General features: G+C 69.3%; 14 protein-coding genes. 5 read left to right on the top strand and 9 right to left on the bottom strand.

The annotated features are described in order from the left end of the window. Nucleotides 1-42: 42 nt before the first annotated feature. Together ACS5PM_RS10630 and ACS5PM_RS10635 are read left to right on the top strand one after the other, a co-directional pair. Nucleotides 43-1,260: a M48 family metalloprotease gene (locus ACS5PM_RS10630; protein WP_439387585.1), complete on the top strand. Its 1,218-nt coding sequence runs from the start codon at nucleotides 43-45 to the stop codon at nucleotides 1,258-1,260. After that, nucleotides 1,253-6,739, top strand: a complete 5,487-nt coding sequence (locus tag ACS5PM_RS10635) for a DUF4011 domain-containing protein (RefSeq protein WP_439387586.1) — start codon at nucleotides 1,253-1,255, stop codon at nucleotides 6,737-6,739. The genes ACS5PM_RS10630 and ACS5PM_RS10635 overlap by 8 nt, the downstream gene beginning before the upstream one ends. 32 nt (nucleotides 6,740-6,771) lie before the next feature. Here the strand turns inward: ACS5PM_RS10635 and ACS5PM_RS10640 are convergent, their stop codons facing one another. Both ACS5PM_RS10640 and ACS5PM_RS10645 read right to left on the bottom strand, forming a co-directional pair. Next, nucleotides 6,772-8,988 (bottom strand): malate synthase G, encoded by a 2,217-nt coding sequence (locus tag ACS5PM_RS10640; protein ID WP_439387587.1) that lies wholly within the window; start codon nucleotides 8,986-8,988, stop codon nucleotides 6,772-6,774. 38 nt (nucleotides 8,989-9,026) lie between these two features. Continuing rightward, nucleotides 9,027-9,713, bottom strand: a complete 687-nt coding sequence (locus ACS5PM_RS10645) for a haloacid dehalogenase type II (protein WP_439387588.1) — start codon at nucleotides 9,711-9,713, stop codon at nucleotides 9,027-9,029. A 100-nt stretch (nucleotides 9,714-9,813) separates the two neighbouring features. Here ACS5PM_RS10645 and ACS5PM_RS10650 point away from each other — a divergent pair, with 100 nt between their 5' ends. From ACS5PM_RS10650 to ACS5PM_RS10660, 3 genes are all read left to right on the top strand, one after another. Then, nucleotides 9,814-10,725 (top strand): LysR family transcriptional regulator, encoded by a 912-nt coding sequence (locus ACS5PM_RS10650; protein ID WP_439387589.1) that lies wholly within the window; start codon nucleotides 9,814-9,816, stop codon nucleotides 10,723-10,725. 249 nt (nucleotides 10,726-10,974) lie between these two features. Beyond that, nucleotides 10,975-11,262: a hypothetical protein gene (locus ACS5PM_RS10655; RefSeq protein ID WP_439387590.1), complete on the top strand. Its 288-nt coding sequence runs from the start codon at nucleotides 10,975-10,977 to the stop codon at nucleotides 11,260-11,262. A 187-nt stretch (nucleotides 11,263-11,449) separates the two neighbouring features. Next, nucleotides 11,450-11,899: an aldehyde dehydrogenase family protein gene (locus ACS5PM_RS10660; protein WP_439387591.1), complete on the top strand. Its 450-nt coding sequence runs from the start codon at nucleotides 11,450-11,452 to the stop codon at nucleotides 11,897-11,899. Between the two features lie 175 nt (nucleotides 11,900-12,074). Here the strand turns inward: ACS5PM_RS10660 and ACS5PM_RS10665 are convergent, their stop codons facing one another. The 7 genes from ACS5PM_RS10665 to ACS5PM_RS10695 all read right to left on the bottom strand — a co-directional run bounded on the left by ACS5PM_RS10665 (nucleotide 12,075) and on the right by ACS5PM_RS10695 (nucleotide 20,186). Beyond that, a complete protein-coding gene (locus ACS5PM_RS10665) occupies nucleotides 12,075-13,541 on the bottom strand; it encodes a M20 family metallopeptidase (RefSeq protein ID WP_439387592.1) in 1,467 nt (488 codons plus the stop codon). 83 nt (nucleotides 13,542-13,624) lie between these two features. Beyond that, on the bottom strand, nucleotides 13,625-15,403 hold the full coding sequence (locus ACS5PM_RS10670; protein ID WP_439387593.1) for a PglL family O-oligosaccharyltransferase: 1,779 nt from the start codon (nucleotides 15,401-15,403) through the stop codon (nucleotides 13,625-13,627). A 15-nt stretch (nucleotides 15,404-15,418) separates the two neighbouring features. Further along, complete coding sequence (locus ACS5PM_RS10675) at nucleotides 15,419-16,846, bottom strand: O-antigen ligase family protein (RefSeq protein ID WP_439387594.1); 1,428 nt, start codon at nucleotides 16,844-16,846, stop codon at nucleotides 15,419-15,421. 61 nt (nucleotides 16,847-16,907) lie between these two features. Then, complete coding sequence (locus tag ACS5PM_RS10680) at nucleotides 16,908-17,393, bottom strand: pilin (RefSeq protein ID WP_439387595.1); 486 nt, start codon at nucleotides 17,391-17,393, stop codon at nucleotides 16,908-16,910. Between the two features lie 145 nt (nucleotides 17,394-17,538). Beyond that, on the bottom strand, nucleotides 17,539-18,318 hold the full coding sequence (locus tag ACS5PM_RS10685; protein ID WP_439387596.1) for an MBL fold metallo-hydrolase: 780 nt from the start codon (nucleotides 18,316-18,318) through the stop codon (nucleotides 17,539-17,541). Between the two features lie 408 nt (nucleotides 18,319-18,726). After that, entirely contained in the window at nucleotides 18,727-19,362 is a 636-nt protein-coding gene (locus tag ACS5PM_RS10690; RefSeq protein ID WP_439387597.1) for an FHA domain-containing protein, read from the bottom strand. A 32-nt stretch (nucleotides 19,363-19,394) separates the two neighbouring features. Next, nucleotides 19,395-20,186 carry a Stp1/IreP family PP2C-type Ser/Thr phosphatase gene (locus ACS5PM_RS10695; RefSeq protein WP_439387776.1) on the bottom strand — a complete coding sequence of 264 codons (792 nt, stop codon included), beginning with the start codon at nucleotides 20,184-20,186 and terminating at the stop codon, nucleotides 19,395-19,397. Between the last annotated feature and the right edge of the window lie 2 nt (nucleotides 20,187-20,188).

Raw genomic sequence — 20,188 nt, forward strand, 5'->3', positions numbered from 1 at the left:
GCCGGCCGGGCGGCCGGCCGCGACCCCACGCCTTCGAACGACATGACCGACGCCCTGCATGCCGTGCCTCCACCCGTGCCGCCGCTCGCTCCGCTGCCTTATCACGACGAGGTCGTGCGCTACCTCCAGGACGAGGAGCCCGACGTCTGGCAATGGTCGCAGTCGGCCACCGCGCAGGACGAACACGCCGAGGCCGTCCGAGCCGATCTCCTGAGGCAGACCTACCGCCTCGACGAGACGGCGCATCCCGAACTCCATCGTGCCGCCCAGGCGGCTGCCGGGCGCCTGGGGCTCGACGTGCCGATCTTCCTGTACCAGGCCACGGACGGCCCGATGAACGCCTCGCTGTTCTACCTGCCGGGCCAGGCGCACGTCGTCTTCTCGGGGCCGATGCTCGAGCGCCTGCAGGGCGCCGAGCTGGAAGCGGTCCTTGGGCATGAGCTCTCGCACTACCTGCTGTGGTCGTCGGAAGGCGGGCGTTATCACGCCGCCGACCGCATCCTCGACGCCACCGCTGCCGATCCTCGCGCCGATGCGGCTCATCTGCAGACCGCCCGGCTGTACCGCCTTTTCACGGAGGCATACGCGGATCGCGGCGCCGTGGTGGCCAGCGGCTCGCTCGAGCCGGCCGTCACCGCGCTGGTGAAGACGCAGACCGGCCTGCAGGCCGTCAGCGCTGCCAGCTACCTCAAGCAGGCCGACGAGATCGCCAGCCGCGCCGCCATGAACACGGGCAGCAGCCATCCGGAAGTGTTCGTGCGTGCCCGCGCGTTGCGCTTGTGGAGCCAGGGCGACGCGCAGGCGGACGCCTGGCTGTCCGCCGCCCTGCGAGGGCCGCTGCGGCTGGACGGGGCCGATCTGACCGGGCGGCAGGCATTGTCCCGCCTCACCCGCCGCGTGCTTCAGCAGATGCTTCGCCCTGCCTGGATGCAAAGCGAGGCGACCCTCGCGCACGCCCGGCGCTTCTTCCCCGACTTCACGATCGACGCCAGCCCCGACGTCGCGCTCGCAGCCGACGTCGCCGCCGCCACCGGCTGCCATGACTACATCACAGCCCTGCTGCTGGACATGGCGGTCGCGGACCGAGCGCTGGAAGACGTGCCGCTGGCGGCCGCGCTGGAACTGGGTCGCGCCTGGGGCCTCGCCCCTGTTCTCGAACGCCGTGTTTCGCAGGACCTCGGCATGAGCAAGCGGCAGCTGAACAAGCTCAACCAGGAGTCGGCCGGCATGCTGCAGAAGGCGGAGGCGGACCGTGCGTGAGTCCCCCGCGCTGCTGAGGATCCTGGACACCGGCCTGGCCCACGGCGGGCTGCAAACGGACGACGTCCTGACGCTGCTGCTGCCGCTTTTCCAGGAGGTCGCCGCACTGCATGAACGCGAGCGCATCGCCGGCTTGCATGGCGCCGCCTGCATCGTGCAGCGACAGGACGGTGGCCTGGCGCTGGCACGGCCCGAAGGCGAAGAACCCCGCCAGCAGCGACAGCAGGTCGATCGGCTGCAGGCGCCGGTCTCGTCGGTGTTGCACGTGGTGGGCGAGCTGCGGGTCACCGTCGACAACGAGTCCGGCATGGACATCGAGGATCTGGCGGTGTCCGAGACGGTCGAGGCGGCCGGCCTGAAGCGGCCGGTCTACCTGCCGGACTTCACGGCCTGGGAATCGCTGCTGGGGCACCACGACGCGGTCACCGACATCCTGGTGCTGGGCGAGATGCTGGCCACCCTGGCCTGCGGGCTGGACCTCGGCGAGCCGGATGAGCTGCGCACGTTTGCGAGGGGACGGGACAACCTGTTCCGCCTGCAGCCCCGCCTGCACCCGGTGATAGGCAGCGTCATCCTGGAGATGACCGAGCTGGACCGTCGCCGCCGCGCCAAGGACCTGCCGTCCATCATCCAGCGCCTGCAGACCTATCGCGAGCAGCCGCAGGACCTGCAGCTCGACCGCATTGCCGCCGCCGGCAGCAGCAACGCCCGGCGTCGCAGCGCCGTGCAGGCGCATCTTCGCGACCGCCTGTTCGACCTCTCGCGTCGCAACCGGCTGCTGCACTTCCGCCCCACGCAGGCGAGCGTCAACCTGACCGTGGCGAGCGTGCCGCTGGTGGTCGACCTCAAGAGCATCCGCGCCGACCAGCTGTGCCTTTGGGGCGGGCGCTTTGCGCAGGCGGTCACCGCCAACGAACGCGTGCCGCTGCTGAGCTGGCTGCGCTTCGAGGACCAGCCCTATCTGCCCGCTGCGCTGGACCGACTCATCCAGGAGGCCCGCCGCGACCGTGCCGAGTACGGCTTTTCGCAGCTGTACCTCGTCATCGCCTTCCTGCGCTGGCACCACCTGAAGGAAGCGCCCGAGGAGCGCATCGCCTCGCCGTTGCTGCTGCTGCCGGTCGAGCTCACCCGCAAGAAGGGCGTGCGCGACCAGTACGTCCTGCAAGCCCAGGGCACCGCGGCCGAGGTCAACCCGGTCCTTCGCCAGCAGTTCAGGCTCGTCTACGGCATCGAGCTGCCCGAGACGCTCGAACTCGCCGAGGGCGCCATCCAGGCCTTCCATGAACAGCTGCGCGCGCGCATTGCGAGCACCGAGCCGGGCGTGCAGCTGCGCCTGATCACCGAGCCCCAGATCGAGCTGATCCACCAGCGCGCGAAGCAGCGTCTCGAGCAGTTCCGTCGCCGCCGTCAGGCGTCTGCGCCGGCGCGCGCGGCTACGGCCGCCAGTGCGGACTACAGCTACGCCGCCGAAGACTTCCGCCCCCTCGGGCTCAAGTGGTTCACCGACCACGTGCTGCCGGCGCCCTTGCCGCTGCGCGGCGCCGTCGGTGGCGCGCCTTCGCCGCGCCATCCGCAGATGGCCCAGGCGCTGCAGGAGCACACCACCTACGCATTGCAAGAGGGCACCGGCAATCCGTACCAGTGGGACGTCGACCTGGCTTCGGTGACGCTGGGCAACTTCAACTACCGCAAGATGTCGCTGGTGCGCGACTACAACGCGCTCGTCGACAGCGAGCAGGCGAACCCGGCCTTCGATCGCGTGTTCTCCATGCAGCCGCGCCAGCTCGCGGCGGATCCGGCTTCGCCGGCGCCTTCTCCACTGGGCGAGCCCTGGAACGTCGTCGCTGCCGACGCGACGCAGACGGCCGCCGTGGCGCTCGCGCGCCGGGGCGACAGCTACATCATCCAGGGGCCGCCCGGCACCGGAAAGTCGCAGACCATCACCAACCTGATCGCGGACCACATCGGCCAGGGCAAGCGGGTCCTGTTCGTCTGCGAGAAGCGCGCCGCGATCGACGTCGTGTTCCACCGCCTGCGGCAGCAGGGGCTGGACGAGCTCTGCTGCCTGATCCACGACTCGCAGGCGGACAAGAAGGCATTCGTCCTCAACCTGAAGCAGACCTACGAACGCTGGCTGGCGAGCGAGGACGGGCACGAGGCGCTGACGCGTCAAAGGACCAACGCGCTCGCGCAAATGCAGCAGGACCTGGATGCCCTGCAGCGTTTCGACGCCGCCATGCGCGGCGTGCCGGCCGGTGCGGGCGTGCGCCTGCGCGAGCTCGTGCACCGGCTCGTCGCGCTGCGGGCTCACCGAACCGCGCCGGACGCAAGACAGGCCGAGGCCCTGCCGGGCTACGAGGCCTGGCTGGCGCATGGCGGCCTGGCCGAGCGCCTGCAGCAGGCGCTGCAGGAGACGCTGGGCGTGCAGGCGCTGGCCGGGCACGTCTTGGCGCGGCTGGGTGACGGCGTGATCGGTCATGAACATCCGCTTTCGCGGCTGGCCGACCTGACCGATGCGGCCGAACCACTGGTCGACCGCTGCGCCGAGGCGATGCAGCAGGCGTGGCCGGACATGCCGGTGCTGAACTGGGCGCAGGCCGAGGCGATCTTTCGCCTGGCCGGCGAACTGCAGCCGCTGGCCGAGCGCGGCCAGCTGGCGCTGCTGGACGCCGGCTCCGCCGCGACGCGCGAGTGGGAGCAGGCGCTCGCCGGGCTCGAGACATTGCAGCAGGCGTACGAGGCCGCCCGGGCGAGGAACTCGCATTGGCGAGACAGGCTGTCGCCGGCAGACACGTCGGCGGCCCTGGCACAGGCGCGGACGCTGGAAGGCAGCCCGCTGCGCTGGCTGCAGCCAGCGTGGTGGCGGCTGCGCGGCCAGGTGAAGGCGCGCTACGACTTCAGCGCGCAGCCGGTGCGGCCGACGCTGGCGCAGGTCCTGGCCGAACTCGCAGCCGAGCACGAGGCCACCGCGCGCCTGGAAGAGGCACGCGCCGCATGGGCCACCCTCCACGGAGGAGCCTCTGCGCCAGCCCAGGCCGAGGCCCTCGGGCGATGGCGTGCACAAGCGCGGCAAGACTCGCTCGTGGCCGCCTTCCATCGGAGGGTGTTGAGCCAGGAGGGCGCGGCGGCGGGCGCGGCGGTGAAGATCTTGTCGCCCCTGCTGGAGGACGTGGCGGCCCTGGCGCCGCTGCTGCAGGAGCTGCTGGCCGAGCGCGGCGAGATCGCCTTCGGTGACCTGGGCGAGACCGTGCGCGACCTGCGTGAGCATGCCGACGCCCTGCCGGACCTGCTGCCCTTGCTGCGTGAGCTGAGGCTCGCCGACCCTGCGTTCGCGCGGGCATTGCGGCGATTGCCCTGGCCGGCTTCGGGCATCGAATACGCCATCGCCCACGAGGCGCTGGAGCGGCTGTACCGCACCGAGCGCTGGCTGCCGCGCTTCGACGGGGCGGCGCTGGCGCGTCATGCCGAGCGGCTGGAGGCCGGCGAGCGGAAGCTGCTGGAGCTCAACGCGCTCACGGTGCGCGCCGCGGTGCGCCGGCGCTTCGCCGAGCGGGTGCGGATGTCGATGCTGGCGGTCGGCCAGCTCGACGAGCAGGGCCGGCAGTTCAAGAAGGCCTACAGCGCCGGCCGGCGCGAACTCGAGCACGAGTTCGGAAAGACGATGCGCTACAAGTCCATCCGCGATCTCGCCAGCGGTGACACCGGGCAGGTGGTGCGCGACATGAAGCCGATCTGGCTGATGAGCCCGCTGTCGGTGTCGGACACCCTGCCCCTGCTGCCCGACCTGTTCGACGTCGTCGTGTTCGACGAGGCGAGCCAGATCACGGTCGAGGAGGCGGTGCCGGCGCTTTCGCGGGCGCCGCAGGTCATCATCGTCGGCGACGAGATGCAGCTGCCGCCCACGAGCTTCTTCTCGTCCGGCCGCGACGACGAGGGCGATACGGTGGAGGTCACCCGCGACGGCGAGCGGCTGTCGGTGGTGCTGGATGCGGACAGCCTGCTGAACCAGGGCGCCCGCAACCTGCAGGCGACGGTGCTGTCCTGGCACTACCGCAGCCGCAGCGAGTCGCTGATCGGCTTTTCCAATGCGGCCTTCTATGCCGGCACCCTGTACACGATCCCGGACCGCACGTCGATGGCCGCCCGGCGCGGGGAGATCGTGGTGGGCGCCATCCCAACGCCTGAGACGATAGGCCTGCACGCGGACGCGCTGCTGTCACGCCCGATCAGCTTCCACGCGCTGCCCGAAGGGCGATACGAGGATCGCCGCAACGCCGCCGAGGCGGCCTACATCGCGCAGCTGGTGCGCGAGCTGCTGGCGCGGGAGAGCGGCCGCAGCATCGGCATCGTCGCGTTCTCCGAGGCGCAGCAAGGCGAGATCGAAGACGCGCTGGCGATGCTGGCCACGCAGGATCCGGCGTTCGGCACCCGCCTGGAAGCGGAGTACGTGAAAGAGGAGGACGAGCAGTTCTGCGGACTGTTCGTCAAGAACCTGGAGAACGTCCAGGGCGACGAGCGCGACATCATCCTGCTGAGCATCTGCTACGGGCCCGGCCCCAACGGGCGGATGCTGATGAACTTCGGGCCCATCAACCAGCGCGGCGGCGAGAAGCGCCTGAATGTGATCTTCAGCCGGGCCCGACATCACATGGCGGTGGTGAGCAGCATCCGCCATGACGCGATCACCAACGACTACAACGACGGCGCCTCGGCGCTGAGGCAGTTCCTGCGCTACGCCGAGCAGGTGTCCGGCGGCCAGCGGGAGGGGGCCCAGCGCGTGCTGGAGGGGCTCAATCCGGCGACGCGCCAGGCGCTGACGGAGCAGGTCCTGCAAGACGAGGTGCTGGAGCAGCTGGCCTCGGCGCTGCGCACGCGCGGGCACCAGGTGGACGAGCAGGTCGGGCAGTCGCGCTTCCGCTGCGACCTGGCGATCCGCGGCCCGGGCGGGACCTACCAGCTCGGCGTGCTGGTCGACACCGAGGCGCACTACGCGAATCCCGACGTGCTGGAGCGCTACGTCTCGCGGCCGCGCATCCTGGGAGCCTTCGGATGGCGCGTGGTGCAGGTCCTGTCCAGGGACTGGTTCCATGCCCCCGAGGCGGTCATCGAGCGCATCGAGCGGGCGCTCTCCGGGGAGTCGCCCGCCGATGTGACGCCGGACGAAGAGGAATCGATGGCGACGCCGGCTGCCGAGGCATCGGACACCGGCGCCGTATCGCCGGAGGTGATGGACGCGAGCGGCGCCGCGCCGCAAGGGGCCGGTACGGCGTCGATGCGCCACTTCGAGCTTGTCGAGGGCTCTTCGCGCCGGTTCTGGCGGATCGGCCAGGAAGGCTCCGACGTGACCGTCAGCTTCGGGCGCATCGGCACGCGCGGCCAGGTGCAGATCAAGCCCTTCCCCGACGAGCAGCGCGCCCAGCGGGAAGTGCAGAAGCTGATCGCCGAGAAGCTGAGGAAGGGGTATCAGGAGGTCGCGTAGTCGCGCAGAGCGGTGCCGGCCGCTCTGCCCTCTTACGCCGCCTTCACCTTCAGGCGCCACGCATGCAGCAGCGGCTCGGTGTAGCCGCTCGGCTGCTCGACGCCCTTGAACACCAGGTCGCAGGCCGCCTGGAAGGCCATCGAGTCGTCGAAGCGGCCGGCCATCGGCCGGTAGGCGGCGTCGCCGGCGTTCTGCTGGTCCACCACCTTGGCCATGCGCTTGAGGGTGTTGCGCACCTGGGCCTTGCTGACCACGCCGTGCAGCAGCCAGTTGGCCATGTGCTGGCTGGAGATGCGTAGCGTCGCGCGGTCTTCCATCAGGCCGACGTTGTGGATGTCGGGCACCTTGGAGCAGCCCACGCCCTGGTCGACCCAGCGCACCACGTAGCCGAGGATGCCCTGCGCGTTGTTGTCCAGCTCCTGTTGCTTCTCGGCGTCGCTCCAGGCCGGCGCGGCGACCACGGGGATCGTCAGCAGGCCGCGCAGGAGCTCGTCGCGCTGGTCATCGCGGTCGGCCTTGCGACTGTCCTTCTCGATCTGCTTCTGCACCTTGAACACATCGACCTGGTGGTAATGCAGCGCGTGCAGGGTGGCAGCGGTGGGGCTGGGAACCCAGGCGGTGTTGGCGCCGGCCCGGGGATGGGCGATCTTCTGCTGCAGCATCGCGGCCATCAGGTCCGGCATGGCCCACATGCCCTTGCCTATCTGCGCCTTGCCGCGCAGCCCGCACTGCAGGCCGACGATCACGTTGTTGCGCTCGTAGGCCTGGATCCAGGCGCTGGACTTCATATCGCCCTTGCGCAGCATGGGGCCGGCCTGCATGGCCGTGTGCATCTCGTCGCCGGTGCGGTCCAGGAAGCCGGTATTGATGAAGGCTACCCGTGACTTCGCCGCGGCGATGCAGGCCTTGAGGTTCACCGAGGTACGGCGCTCCTCGTCCATGATGCCCAGCTTGACGGTGTGCTTCGGCAGGCCCAGCAGCTTCTCGATGCGGCCGAAGAGCTCGTCGGCAAACGCCACTTCAGCCGGCCCGTGCATCTTGGGCTTGACGATGTAGACGCTGCCGGTGCGCGAGTTGCGCAGGCCATTGGCGCCGTGGCCTTGCAGGTCATGCAGCGCAATGGTGGTGGTGACCACCGCGTCCAGGATCCCTTCCGGGATCTCGCGGCCCTCGGCGCCCCAGAGGATGGCCGGGTTGGTCATCAGGTGGCCGACGTTGCGCACGAACAGCAGCGAGCGGCCATGCAGCGTGACGCTGCCGTCGCCCTTGGGCGCGGTGTAGATGCGGTCGGCGTTCAGGCCGCGCGTCATCTGCTGGCCGCCCTTGACGAAGGTCTCGGTCAGCGTGCCCTTGAGGATGCCGAGCCAGTTGCCGTAGGCCTGCACCTTGTCGGCGGCATCGACCACTGCCACCGAATCCTCGAGGTCCAGGATGGTCGACAGCGCGGACTCGATCACCAGGTCCGCGACGCCGGCCGGATCCTCGGCACCGATGGGCGTCTCGCGGTCGATGCGGATGTCCAGGTGCAGCCCGTTGTGCTGCAGCAGGACGGAAGACGGCGCATCGGCGGCGCCCTGGTAGCCGATGAACTGCTTGTTCTTCTTCAGCCCCGTGGTCGTGCCGTCCTTCAAAGTGACGACCAGCGAGCCGCCCTCCACGCGGTAGCCGGTCGAATCGACATGCGAGCCCGTGACCAGAGGCGCGGTGCGGTCCAGCACGTGGCGCGCGTATTCGATGACCTTGGCGCCGCGCACGGGGTTGTAGCCCGGGCCCTTCTCGGCGCCATCGATCTCGGGCAGCGCGTCGGTGCCGTACAGGGCGTCGTACAGGGAGCCCCAGCGCGCATTGGCGGCGTTGAGGGCATAACGCGCATTCGTGATGGGCACCACCAGCTGCGGCCCGGCCTGCTCGGCGAGCTCGGCGTCGACATTCTTCGTCTTGACCTTCGCGTTCGCCGGCTCGTCGACCAGGTAGCCGATCTTCTGCAGGTGCTTGCGGTAGGCCTTCTGCTTGGCCTTCTTGTCCAGGGGACCCGGGTTGGCGCGGTGCCACTCGTCCATCGCCGCCTGCAGGCGATCGCGCTCGGCCAGCAGGGCTGCGTTCTTCGGCGCCAGCTCGTGCACGATGCGGTCGAAGCCGGCCCAGAAGTCGCCCGCGTCGACGCCCGTGCCGGGCAGCACCTGCTCGTCGATGAAGGTCTTGAGTTGGCCATCGACCTGCAGGCCGTGGAGGGAGATGCGTTCGCTCATCGGGGTTGCCTCTTCGGGTTTATTGGAAGTTCAAGGGATCAGGAAGGAAAGAAGTCGAGCACGTCGCGCAGGCTGCGGCCGGTGCGGGTGGGCTCGGTGCCCAGGCGCTCGGCCGGCAGCCCCATGCGGTTGACCCACAGGGTGGTGAAGCCGTACCAGGTGGCGCCGACGGCGTCCCAGCCATTGCTGGAGACGAACAGGATCTCGCGCGGCGCGAGGCCCAGCGCCGCAGGGCCGATGGCGTAGGCGGCGGGGTCGGTCTTGAAGCGCTGAGTCTCGTGCACGCTGAGCACCGGGTCGATCAGCTCGGACAGGCCGGCGCTTTTCACCGCCACCGCCAGCATCGTCGGGTCGCCGTTGGACAGGATGCCGGCCCGGATGCCGCGCCGCTTCAGCTCGGCCAGCACCGCGTGGTTCTCGGGGAAGGCCGAGAGATGCCGGTACTCGTTCATCAGCCGTTGCTGCCCTGGCGGGGTCAGCTTGAGGCCGAGGCGCTCGGCGCTGAACTGCAGGGCCGCCTCGGTCAGGGCCCAGAAGGGCTGGTAGCGGCCGCTCATGGAGCACAGGCGCGTGTACTCGATCTGCTTGTCGCGCCACAACTGGGCCAGGCGCTCGCCGGCGCCGGGGAACAGCTGCTCGGCCGCCAGTCCGACGCTGTAGACATCGAACAGCGTGCCGTAGGCATCGAAGAGCACGGCACGGGGAGCAGGCGGCTTGGGGTCCATGGCATGGCAATTTATTCGATACCTGGCCGATGATTAACAGCGCCGCAGGCGATGGATTTGTGACTTGAACGCACAGATCGGGGCGGCGTAGCATGTGCCGATGGACCGGCTGAAGCAGATCGAGACCTTCGTCGCGGTGGCCACCAAGGGGAGCCTGACCGCCGCGGCGACCGCCGAGGGCGTGGCGCCGGCGGTCATCGGCCGGCGCATGGATGCGCTCGAAGCGCGCCTGGGCGTGAAGCTGCTGCAGCGCACCACGCGCCGCATCAGCCTCACCCACGAGGGCAGCGCCTTCCTCGAGAACTGCCAGCGGCTGGTGGCCGATTTCAACAATGCCGAGGCCAGCGTCTCGGCGGGCGGCGTCAAGGCCAGCGGCCACCTGCGTGTCACAGGCCCGGCCGGCTTCGGGCGACGCCACCTGGCGCCGCTGGTGCCGGCCTTTCTGGAGCGTCATCCCGATGTGAGCCTTTCGCTGAACCTGGCCGACCGGGTGGTCGACCTCGTCAACGAGGGCTACGACTGCGCCGTGCGCGTGGGCGACCTGCCGGATTCCAGCCTCGTCAGCGTCCGCCTGGCCGACAACCGGCGGCTGTGCGTGGCGGCGCCGAGCTACCTCCTGCGGGCAGGGACGCCGCAGCATCCGAGCGAACTGGCCCGTCACCAATGCCTGACGCTGAGCTCCGAGGCGAGCCAGTCTCGCGGCTGGGCCTTCCTCGTCGAGGGTGAGGTGATCCACCTGCGTCCGGCCGGCCGGCTGGATTGCAGTGACGGGCAGGTGTTGCACGAGTGGTGCCGGGAGGGCCTGGGGCTGGCCTGGCGCTCGACCTGGGAAGTGCAGGCCGACATCGCCGGCGGCCGGCTGGTGAGCGTGCTCGACGACTTCGCCGCCCCGCCCAACGGCATCCATGCCGTCTTCCCCAGTGCCCGCCACCTGCCTTTGCGGGTGCGCTTGTGGATCGACTTCCTCAAGCACAGCTACGGCGACCCCGGCTACTGGACGCGCGCGGCTTGATTCAGCGGGCGCGGCGCGTAGGCGTCGGTCTCGCGGCGCCCTAGGGTTTTTACGGATTATTCGCGTTCCGCGAACACGCTGTGCACGCCGCCGCTATTTATTGCCTGGGCAAGGATCTCTACAGTTGAGCCCATCGATGAGCCGCAAACGTCAAACGACTCACCGAGGCTGGACAAGACGGAGAGCAAGAGTAAGCCCTCACGCCATGCCCGGAAACGATTGCACAGTTTCACTCAAAGGATGACCACCATGTTCGCCAAGCAAGCCCAGATCGCCGTCGCCGCCCTCGCCTTCGCCGTTGCCGGCACCGCCTTCGCCGCCGACAACAAGACCGACCGCAATGTGTTCGACAGCGAAGCCGCGCTGGCCCTCCCGGCCGCCCGTTCCGAGACCGGCCTGACCCGGGAGCAGGTTCGCAATGAATTCCTGGCCGCCCGCGCCAACGGCGATGTCAGCGTCTTCGACTACGAGACCGTCGCCTACCGCCCGGCCACCGAGCGCGCCCAGCAGACCCGCCTGGCCCACGCCGGCAAGTAAAGGCCCCTACGCCGCCTTCGGCGTCGGTCCCCCGACGGGATCAGTCGTCTAGGGAGCGGCCCGTCGACGACTGAAGTCGTCCCCCCATCATGAATCGATACAGGCCGGTACCTCGCTGAAAGGACGCGCCACGAGCGCGCCAGCAGGATCAGGCCCCGTCTGACCCAGACCCTGAAAGGAAACCATCATGTTTGCCAAGCAAGCCCAATTCGCCATCGCCGCCATCGCCCTGACCGCCGCCGCCGGCGCCTTCGCCCAGTCGCCGCTGCGCAACGTCTTCGACAGCGAAGCGATCCTGCAACTGCCGGCCGCGCAATCGGCCGACGGCCTGACCCGCGAAGCCGTGCGTGACCAGTACCTCGCCGAGCGCGATGCCAAGAACATTTCCAGCTTCCGGCCGGAAGCCTGGCGCCAGGCCGAGATCGCCGGTGCCGGCGAAGGTTTCGTCGCCCTGTTCAAGGGGCGCGACGCGGCCAAGACGGCCGTGGCCGACGGCGGCAAGACGCGCGACGAGGTGCGTGGCGAGTTCCTGGCGGCCCGCGCCAAGGGCGAGCTGAACCCGTTCGACACCGAGACCTACCAGCGCGTCGGCCCGACGCTGCGCCAGCCGTACTCGACGAACTACGCGCAACGCTGATCAGATTTCACCCTGGCGCCTGCCAGGGGCCGAAAGAAGCAAAGGGCGGGGAGCCGATGCTCCCCGCCCTTTCTTCGTTCCCTACCCTCTGGTATCCCGAGCCGTCAATGTAGGCCTGAGAGCCGCGTTTGCCACCCACAAAACCGTGGAGTGGACGGCGCAGCCGCGGCATCCGTCACGGATGAGCGGCCATCACCTCTGCGACGGCCGCCGTGAGCCGCTCGCCGTAGCCCAGATGCAGGAATTCGTTCGGCCCGTGGGCGTTGCTTTTCGGACCGAGAACGCCGCAGACCATCATCTGCGCCCGGGGGAATCCTTGCTGCAGCAGATTCATGAGCGGGATCGTCCCGCCCTGGCCGATGTAGCCGAGCGGCGCGCCGAAATGGGTCCGCGAGGCGGCATCGAGCGCGCCTTCCAGCCAGGCGCTGGTCGTGGGGGAGTTCCAGCCGGTGGCACCCCAGTCGTTCGCGCGGCCGTCCGGCTCGAAGGTGACCTTGGCGTTGTAGGGCGCGTTGTCCTCGAGCAGCGTCTTCAACGCCACGGCGGCCTCGTGGCCAGGCACCAGCGGCGGCAGGCGCAGGCTCAGCTTGAACGCGGTGTAGGGGCGCAGCACGTTGCCGGCGTTCGACAGGGGCGGGATGCCGTCAACGCCGGTGATGGACAGCGTCGGCCGCCAGGTGCGGTTCAGCAGCGCCTCGACCGGGTCGGTGGTGGTGGGCAGTGCCGCGCCGCCGTCGGCGCCGCAGGCCCAGGGGTAGCGCTTCCAGACCTCGTCGCCCAGGATGGCGGCGGTGGCACGGGCCTGCGCGATGCGATCGGCCGGGATCTCGCAGTGGAAGACCGAGGGCAGCAGGTTGCCGGTCTTGGCGTCCTCCAGCCTGTCCAGCACCTGGCGCAGGATGCGGAAGCTCGACGGCACCAGGCCGCTGGCATCTCCCGAGTGGATGCCCTCGCTGAGGATCTCGACCTTGAGCGTGCCGGTGATGTTGCCCCGCAGGCTGCTGGTGAGCCAGAGCTGGTCGTAGTTGCCGGCGCCGGAGTCCAGGCAGACGACCAGGCTCACGTCACCCAGCCGGTCCTTCAGCTTGTCGAGGTAGAACGGCAGGTCGAAGGAGCCGGATTCCTCGCAGCTTTCGATCAGGCCGATGATTCGCGGATGCGGGATGTTCTGGGCCTTCAGGGCCTCGATCGCGCTGACAGCCGCGTAGACCGCGTAGCCGTCGTCGGCGCCGCCGCGCCCATAGAGCTTGCCGTCCTCGATCTTGGGCGTCCACGGGCCCAGGTCGGAGCGCCAGCCGTTGAACTCGGGTTGCTTGTCGAGGTGGCCGTACATCAGCGCTGTCTGCGTGCTGCCCGGCCGGGTGGATTCGACCTCGAAGAAGATGACGGGCGTGCGGCCCTCGGCGCGAATGACCTCCAGCGTCAGCCCGGGCACCTTGCGGCCCTCGACCCAGGTTGCCGCGTCGCGCACGACCCGGTCGATCAGGCCGTGGGCTTGCCAGTCGGGGTCGAACAGCGGGCTCTTGGCAGGCACCGCGATGTAGTCGGTCAGCTGCGGCACGATGCGCTCGCGCCAGGCTTCGTCGACGAAGCGGCCGAGGGCGGCGGAATCCAGCGAGGGCAGTTTGTCGGGGGCGTTCATGGTGTGAACCTCGATCAAGACGGTGGCCGGTGGGCCGGTGCAGGATTGTGCGCCGCGCCCTTCCCGGCGCGGCGCCACTCGGGCTATTGGCCGCTCGGGCGGAAGTCCTGCCAGGTCAGGCCTTTCGGGGCCGGATCGCATTGGTAGGGCAACGGCGCCTCTGGCGCACGGGACGGGTCGTTGCAGGCCTCGAAGAACTCCGCCGAGGCCGGGTTCCGGAACTCGCGCAGGCGTTGGGCCAGGTAGCTCGCCTTGTCGCGGTGACCGGACTCGTCCAGCGCATCGGCCCAGGCCATCACCAATCTCGTGTCCAGCAGGGAATGCGTCGTGACGTTGAACGCGGCCATGGCCATCGACGGCGGCTCGGTGGTGGTGGCCGCGGCGTAGTCGGCATGGTGCGAGAAGAACACGCTCCCCTGGCCGCGCTCTATGCGCTCGTTGAGCGGGCCGGCGCCTTCGCCCGGCGCGTAGATGACCACCACTTTCCAGTAGTCCCACAGCGCGAACAGGCTGCCGGCGACCATGAGGGCGCCGGCGATGGGCCACACCACGCTGCGGCCGGCACGCCGCAGGATCTGCTCGAAGGTCGAGTCGAGCGGGAACCCGCTTTGCGGCTCGCCCATCGCATAGCCCCAGGCCCAGGCGGTGGGCAGCAGAAAGTAGGCGTACCAGAGCGGGTACTCGAACAGGCTGTGCACGCCGATCATCAGCACCATCACGAAGGCCGCACGCGAGCCCGGGCCCGCCTCGCCCTCCACGCGCCAGGCGCGGGCACCGGCCTGGGCCAGGGCCCACAGCAGCAGCCCGAGCACCAGCGTGCCCAGAGGCAGGCCGAGTTCGACCCACAACTGCAGGGGCAGGTTGTGCGTGTGATCGAAGAAGGCCACCGGCCGGCCGGGGAACGGGGTCAGCGTCCAGGCGAAGTTGAACTCGCCGAAGCCGACACCCATCAGCGGATGCATCCGGATCAGGTCCAGCGTGTTGGCCCAGATGCCCCAGCGTGAAGAGGAGATGTCGCTCTGCGACAAGCGCTCCTCGCCGCCGAAGGTCTGGCCGGTCCAATGGGCCCAGCCCGCCATCAGCAGCCAGAAGGCGAGATAGGCGACGGGCGCCAGGCCCAGGGAGATGCGGATCCAGCGTGCGAGCCGCCTGTCGAACAAGCCCCAGAGCGCCAGCAGCAGCACCCCGACCACGCCGGTGCGCGACGCGGTCAGCACGTCGGCCCACACCAGCAAGGCCGCCAGCACCAGGGCCGGCAGGCGGCCGAAACGCCAGCCGCCAACACGCCCCAGCTGCGCCAGCGGCACCCAAGCGACCAGCGCCCACATCAGCAGGCTGCTCAGGTGGTTCGGCTGCCGCACGTTGCCCACGGCGCGGCCGGGAAATCCGGAGCGCGCGATGAGGTTCCCGTCAGCCCAGCCGGGGGCGAAGACCTGGATCAGGCCGATGACCACGCTGGCCAGGCCGGCGGCCAGCATGGCCGCGTGGAAGGCTTCGGCGGTGTCGGAGGCATCCAGGCCGCGCGCTGCGCCATGGGCCGCGACTGCGGCTGCCGCCGCGAGGCAGGCGATGGCTGAAAGGGCCAGGGGCATCGGCAGGCTGACCTGTGCCGAGACCACCACGCCGACCGCATACAGCCCGAGCGCCGCGGCCAGCGGCACGATGCGAACGAGGCCCGCGCTACCCGTCTGCCGCCCACCGATGGCCGCGAGCACGACGCCCCAACCGGCCACGGCCAGCAGCTGGTTCAGGAGCGTGGCCGAGGGCGACAGGTTGTACGCCAGCAGCGTGGGGCCGAGCAGGGCGAGGGCGAAGACCACGAGGGAGCGCATGGGCAGGTCGAGGCGACGAAAGGTCGCCATTGTTCCAGCGTTTGCTCAGAACCAGCCGTCGGACCAGAAGCGGGGGCTGGTCCGACTGTTCGGAGCGACCTCGCGAGGGACGTGAGCGAAATATGCTGCCATGTCCCTCGCCTCCGGCCACGCCTCGGCCACGAGCCAGACCTGCGAGGCCAGCAAGACTGTCGTTGCTGCGCGCGGCCAGACGGCTGAACCTCGCGGCCTGGCCGAGCCGGCCGCGCTTTGCATGCGATGCCACGCCATGGCCCAGGCGATGCACAGCACGATCCACATCTGGGAAACAGGCATCACGAAGTTGCCCGAGACGAAGCCGTCGGCCAGGAACGCGAGACAGGCCACGAGCAGTCCGGCCCCCTCGTTGCGCGCATCGGTCGCGGCTTCACGAACGGCGCGGCCGAGGCGCCAAAGCACGCGACAGGCGAGCGCAAGAAGCGCCACCAGGACCGGAAGGCCCCACTCGGCGGCGACCTGCAGGTAGACGTTGTGCGGATGCGCGGCCTTGGGATTCGGGAAGTGAGCGTAGTGCATGGGCCCGATGCCGAGCCAGGGTGACGCCAGGATGTCGTCCCAGGCGATGTGCCACAGCAGCAGGCGCGAGCTGTCGGAAGCCAGCGACGGCATCGAGCGCTCGGCGGATGCGCCGACCGGCAGCAGACCGGTCGCGGGGAGCAGCACGAAGACGAGCGCGTACGCGGCCGCGCCGACGAGAGCCGAAGCGATCAGCGCCCGTTGCAGCGCCGCGGTGGCGCGCCAACCCGAGACCAGGCAGGCAGCGATCATGGCGGCGGCGATGCCGAGGGCCGTGCCGCGCGCACCGCTGCAGAAGACGAAGATCCAGTAGACGACCATGGAGAACCACGCGGCCGCGCGCATCCAGCGGCCGGAGCGTTCGGCAGCAGGCTGCAGCGCCACGATGGCCAGCAGCGGCAGGGCCACCGTCTGGACGTGATTGAAGAAGCGGTAGTTGTCGTAGCCGACCGCCAGGCTGGACCAGTCCATCGGTGACCGGTGGACCAGGGGTGCCAGCATCAGCATCGCCAGCACGAAGGCATAGAGGCAACTGCCGAGCAAGGCGGCCTGCCGGGCCGGTGCCAGCGAAGTGACGCTCAAGCGTCCGGCGACGACCCAGGCGGTGCCTGCGAGGCCCAGCATCAACGCCGTCTCGCGCCAGGCCATCGCCGGCACGGGCGACATCGCGATGCTGGCCAGCGCCAACAGGCCGGCGAGGAAGTGGGCGGGTGAGAGTCGCCACTGCGCACGCGCAGGGTTGGCGATCGACACGGCCATCGCGGCCAATGCCGTCACGAGCAGGACTGCCACCTGGACGATGCGAGTCGCATCATGGTTGCTGAGGGAATAGAACCCCAACGCCAGAGACGGCATGCTGGCCACGTAGGCGAGCAGCGGCAACTCGTTGGGCAACGCAGGCAGGCGCAGGGAGGACATGGGGCGAGCAAATGAAAAATGGGGCCCGAAGGCCCCATTCTTGGCAACTCTGTACCGAGGATCAGCTCGGACGGCAGGAGGCCGGAGCGTGCTTCGGCTCGCCGGTCGTCAGGGTGCACGTCCACTGCAGCGGGTCGTTCGGGGTATTGCCAGCGGTCGGGGTCAGCTCGAACACCGGGTCAACGGCGGCACCCGTCGAGCGGGTGGTGACCGTGATCTTGCCGCCGTCGGCGATGGCGATCGACGTGACGTACTTCGTGCCCGCGAAGTTGTAGCCCGAGTTGGTCTGCGTCACAGCGGCGAGGCCACCGTCCAGCGAAGCGGCCGTCTCGGCGACCGCTTCCTTGGCCGCGGACATCTGGACCATGGCTTCAGCCACCTTGGAGCGGACCGTGTAGTCCTGGTAAGCCGGCAGCGCAACCGCGGCCAGGATGCCGATGATCGCCACGACGATCATCAGTTCGATGAGGGTGAAACCTTGTTGAACGCGCTTCATAGAGGAACTCCTTGGGTCAGCGGGGGAGAGGGTCACGAGGAGGGTGGTCAATCCGCCACCCTTGTCCCCCTAATTGCGAATCCCGTGCCAGCTTTGCGAAGGGTCTGCGGTGTGAACTCTTCACTGGCGCGGACCAAACTGGTCGGTGTTCAGCGCCCAATTTCGTCGACCCGCCGGGAGCGGGTGACGAAAATTGTCAGTCCAGGCGCAAGGTTTGGCCGGCGCGAAGGGCCTCGAAGGCGAGCGTCGGCAGGCGCTCGGCCAGTTCCGACCGGATCGTCTCCAACTCGCCGGGCTTGATGTGGGTCAGCAGCACCTCGACGCCCGCGGCGACGTGGCCCAGTTCGCCCGCGAGTGTGGAAGGGCAGTGGTGGCGGCTGTCGGCCGCCACGGCGCGGTCGGCTTCGGCAAAGGCAACTTCGATGACCAGCTGGCCGATGTCGCGGCCCCGCAGAGCCTCCCACAAGGCCGGGTTAGGCCCGGTGTCGCCCGTGTACACCCAGACTCGGCCACTCGGCGCCTGCACGGCGTAGCCGCAGGCAGGCACCGCGTGCGATGCGGGCAGGACATCGATCGGGCGTTGCTGGGCGCCCAGCGTCAGGCGCTCGCCGACGGCCAGCGGCTTGAGTTGCAGCACCGGCCGCACGGCCGTGGGAAGGCGCGTGAAATCCGGCCAGAGCTGGTCGTTGAACAGGTGCTGGCGCAGGACCTGCAAGGTCTCCGGCAGCGCGTGGACCTGGATGGGGCCGCGACCGTTACGCCGACGCATCACGCTGTCGGCCAGCAGGGGCACACCGAGCACATGGTCCAGGTGCGAGTGGCTCAGCAGGATGTGGTCGATGCGGGCCAGCTCGTCGAGGGTCAGATCGCCCACGCCGGTGCCGGCGTCGATCAGCACATCGTCGTCGAGCAGGAAGCTGGTCGTGCGGCAGTCGCGGGCGATCGAACCCGAGCAGCCGAGAATTCTGATGTTCATGTGTCGCCGCCATGGTGCGGCGACGCTCCGGCAGGCGCAAGGTGCCGATTGCTCGTTTCGTGGGATGCGCGGGCGGCCCGCGCCCCGCTGACTGAACAACCGTGAACAGCTTCACGGTCGAAAAGCCGCGCCAGACGCCGCCCACCATCAAGGGCGTGCGCCGATCCGGCAGCAGACCGTCCGTTGCGCCCCGCCGACCAGGTCAGCGACGCCTTCCGAGCGGGCGCAGCGCCGCTCCCACCCAGGACATGCGCGGATCCGCTCCGCCCCTCTTGCTAGGTCAGCGACTTCTTCCGAGTGCGCGCAGCGCCGCTCCCACCCAGGGCGTGCGCGGATCCGGCTGAAGCCGGTCCGCTGCGCGAGCCCCCTCGGGGGGCAGGCCCCTGGCAAGGGGCCGTGGGGCCTCAGTCACCCCTGAATGAACTGCATCTGCGTGCCGGCCAGGTCGATGATGTCGCCGTTCTTCAGCGAGACCACACCGTCGCCGACCGGCTCGCCATTGACGCTGGGGTGCGCCACACCTTCGACGTGCGACAGCACGTAGCCCGTCGGCCGCTTGGCGATCGAGGCGACCTGCACGCCGGGCTTGCCGACGGTCGTCACGGCCTTGGTGAGCAGCACTTCGCGTCCGGCCGCTCCGCCGTTGAGCACCTTGATGGACGCCGGGATCATGGACTGCACCGGCGGCGGCACGGTGGCCGGGCCGGCCGGGTTGAAGCCCGGGCGCAGGACCATGGTCTTCTCGTAGTCCGGGACCTCGTCGACCACGAACTTGATGCGGTACTTGCCGATCTCGACCGTGTCGTTGTGCACCAGCAGCTGCTTCTTGACCGCCTTGCCGTTGATGTAGGTGCCGTTGGTGCTGTTGAGGTCTTCGATGAAGACGTCATTGCCCACGGCCAGCATCACGGCGTGCTCGCCCGAGACGGCGAGGTTGTCGATCACGATGTCGTTGTAGGGCCGTCGACCGAGGGTGGTGCGATCCTTCGTGATCGGCACTTCCTTGATGACGACGTTGTCTAGCGATACGACGAGCTTGCCCATGCTGTCCTCTGTTGTCTCCGCGCCGCCGTCGCTCAGGCGCGGCGGAATGGCCACCAAGCGCGCCCGGTCTGGGCGGCACCCCCCTTGGCGCGTACCAGGACCACCGAGATGTTATCCCGGCCGCCTGCCGCATTGGCAGCAGCGATGAGGGCCTGGGCCGTCATTTCCAGATTGTCGCTTGCGCGCATCACCTGCGCGATGGCGGCATCGGGCAGCATGTCCGATAAACCGTCGGAGCAAAGCATGACCGTGTCACCCGCCCGCAGCTCGTGGCCCACCACCTCGAGCTCGACCACCGGCTCCACCCCGACCGCCCGCGTCACCAGGTTGCGGTTCATCGAGTAGGCGGCTTCTTCCGGGGTCAGCAGGCCGGCGTCGATCTGCTCCTGCAGCAGCGAGTGGTCGCGGCTGAGCTGCTCGAGCTTGCCGCCGCGCAGGCGATAGGCGCGGGAATCTCCGATGTGCCCCACCCAGACCCTGTCCTCGTTGAACAGCGCTGTCACGAGCGTGGTCCCCATGCCTGCGTATTCCGGCCGGTTCTGCGAGGCGTCGAAGACCGCCTGGTTGGCCCGCTGGGCGCTGGCCATCATCGCCTGCCGGATCTCCTCCTCGTCGCGCGGCCCTTCATGGGCGGCGGTCAGCCAGCGCGCGATGTCCTCGCACACGTGATCCACCGCCATTGCGCTGGCCACCTCGCCGGCGTTGTAGCCGCCCATGCCGTCGGCCAGCACGGCCAGGGCGAGGTCTTCGTCGACCCGAATGGCATCCTCGTTGTTGCTCCGCGCACGGCCGGTATCCAGTGCGCTGAAGAATTCGAGTTGCATGC

This window comes from Ideonella flava, assembly GCF_051857595.1.
Taxonomy (GTDB): domain Bacteria; phylum Pseudomonadota; class Gammaproteobacteria; order Burkholderiales; family Burkholderiaceae_C; genus Ideonella.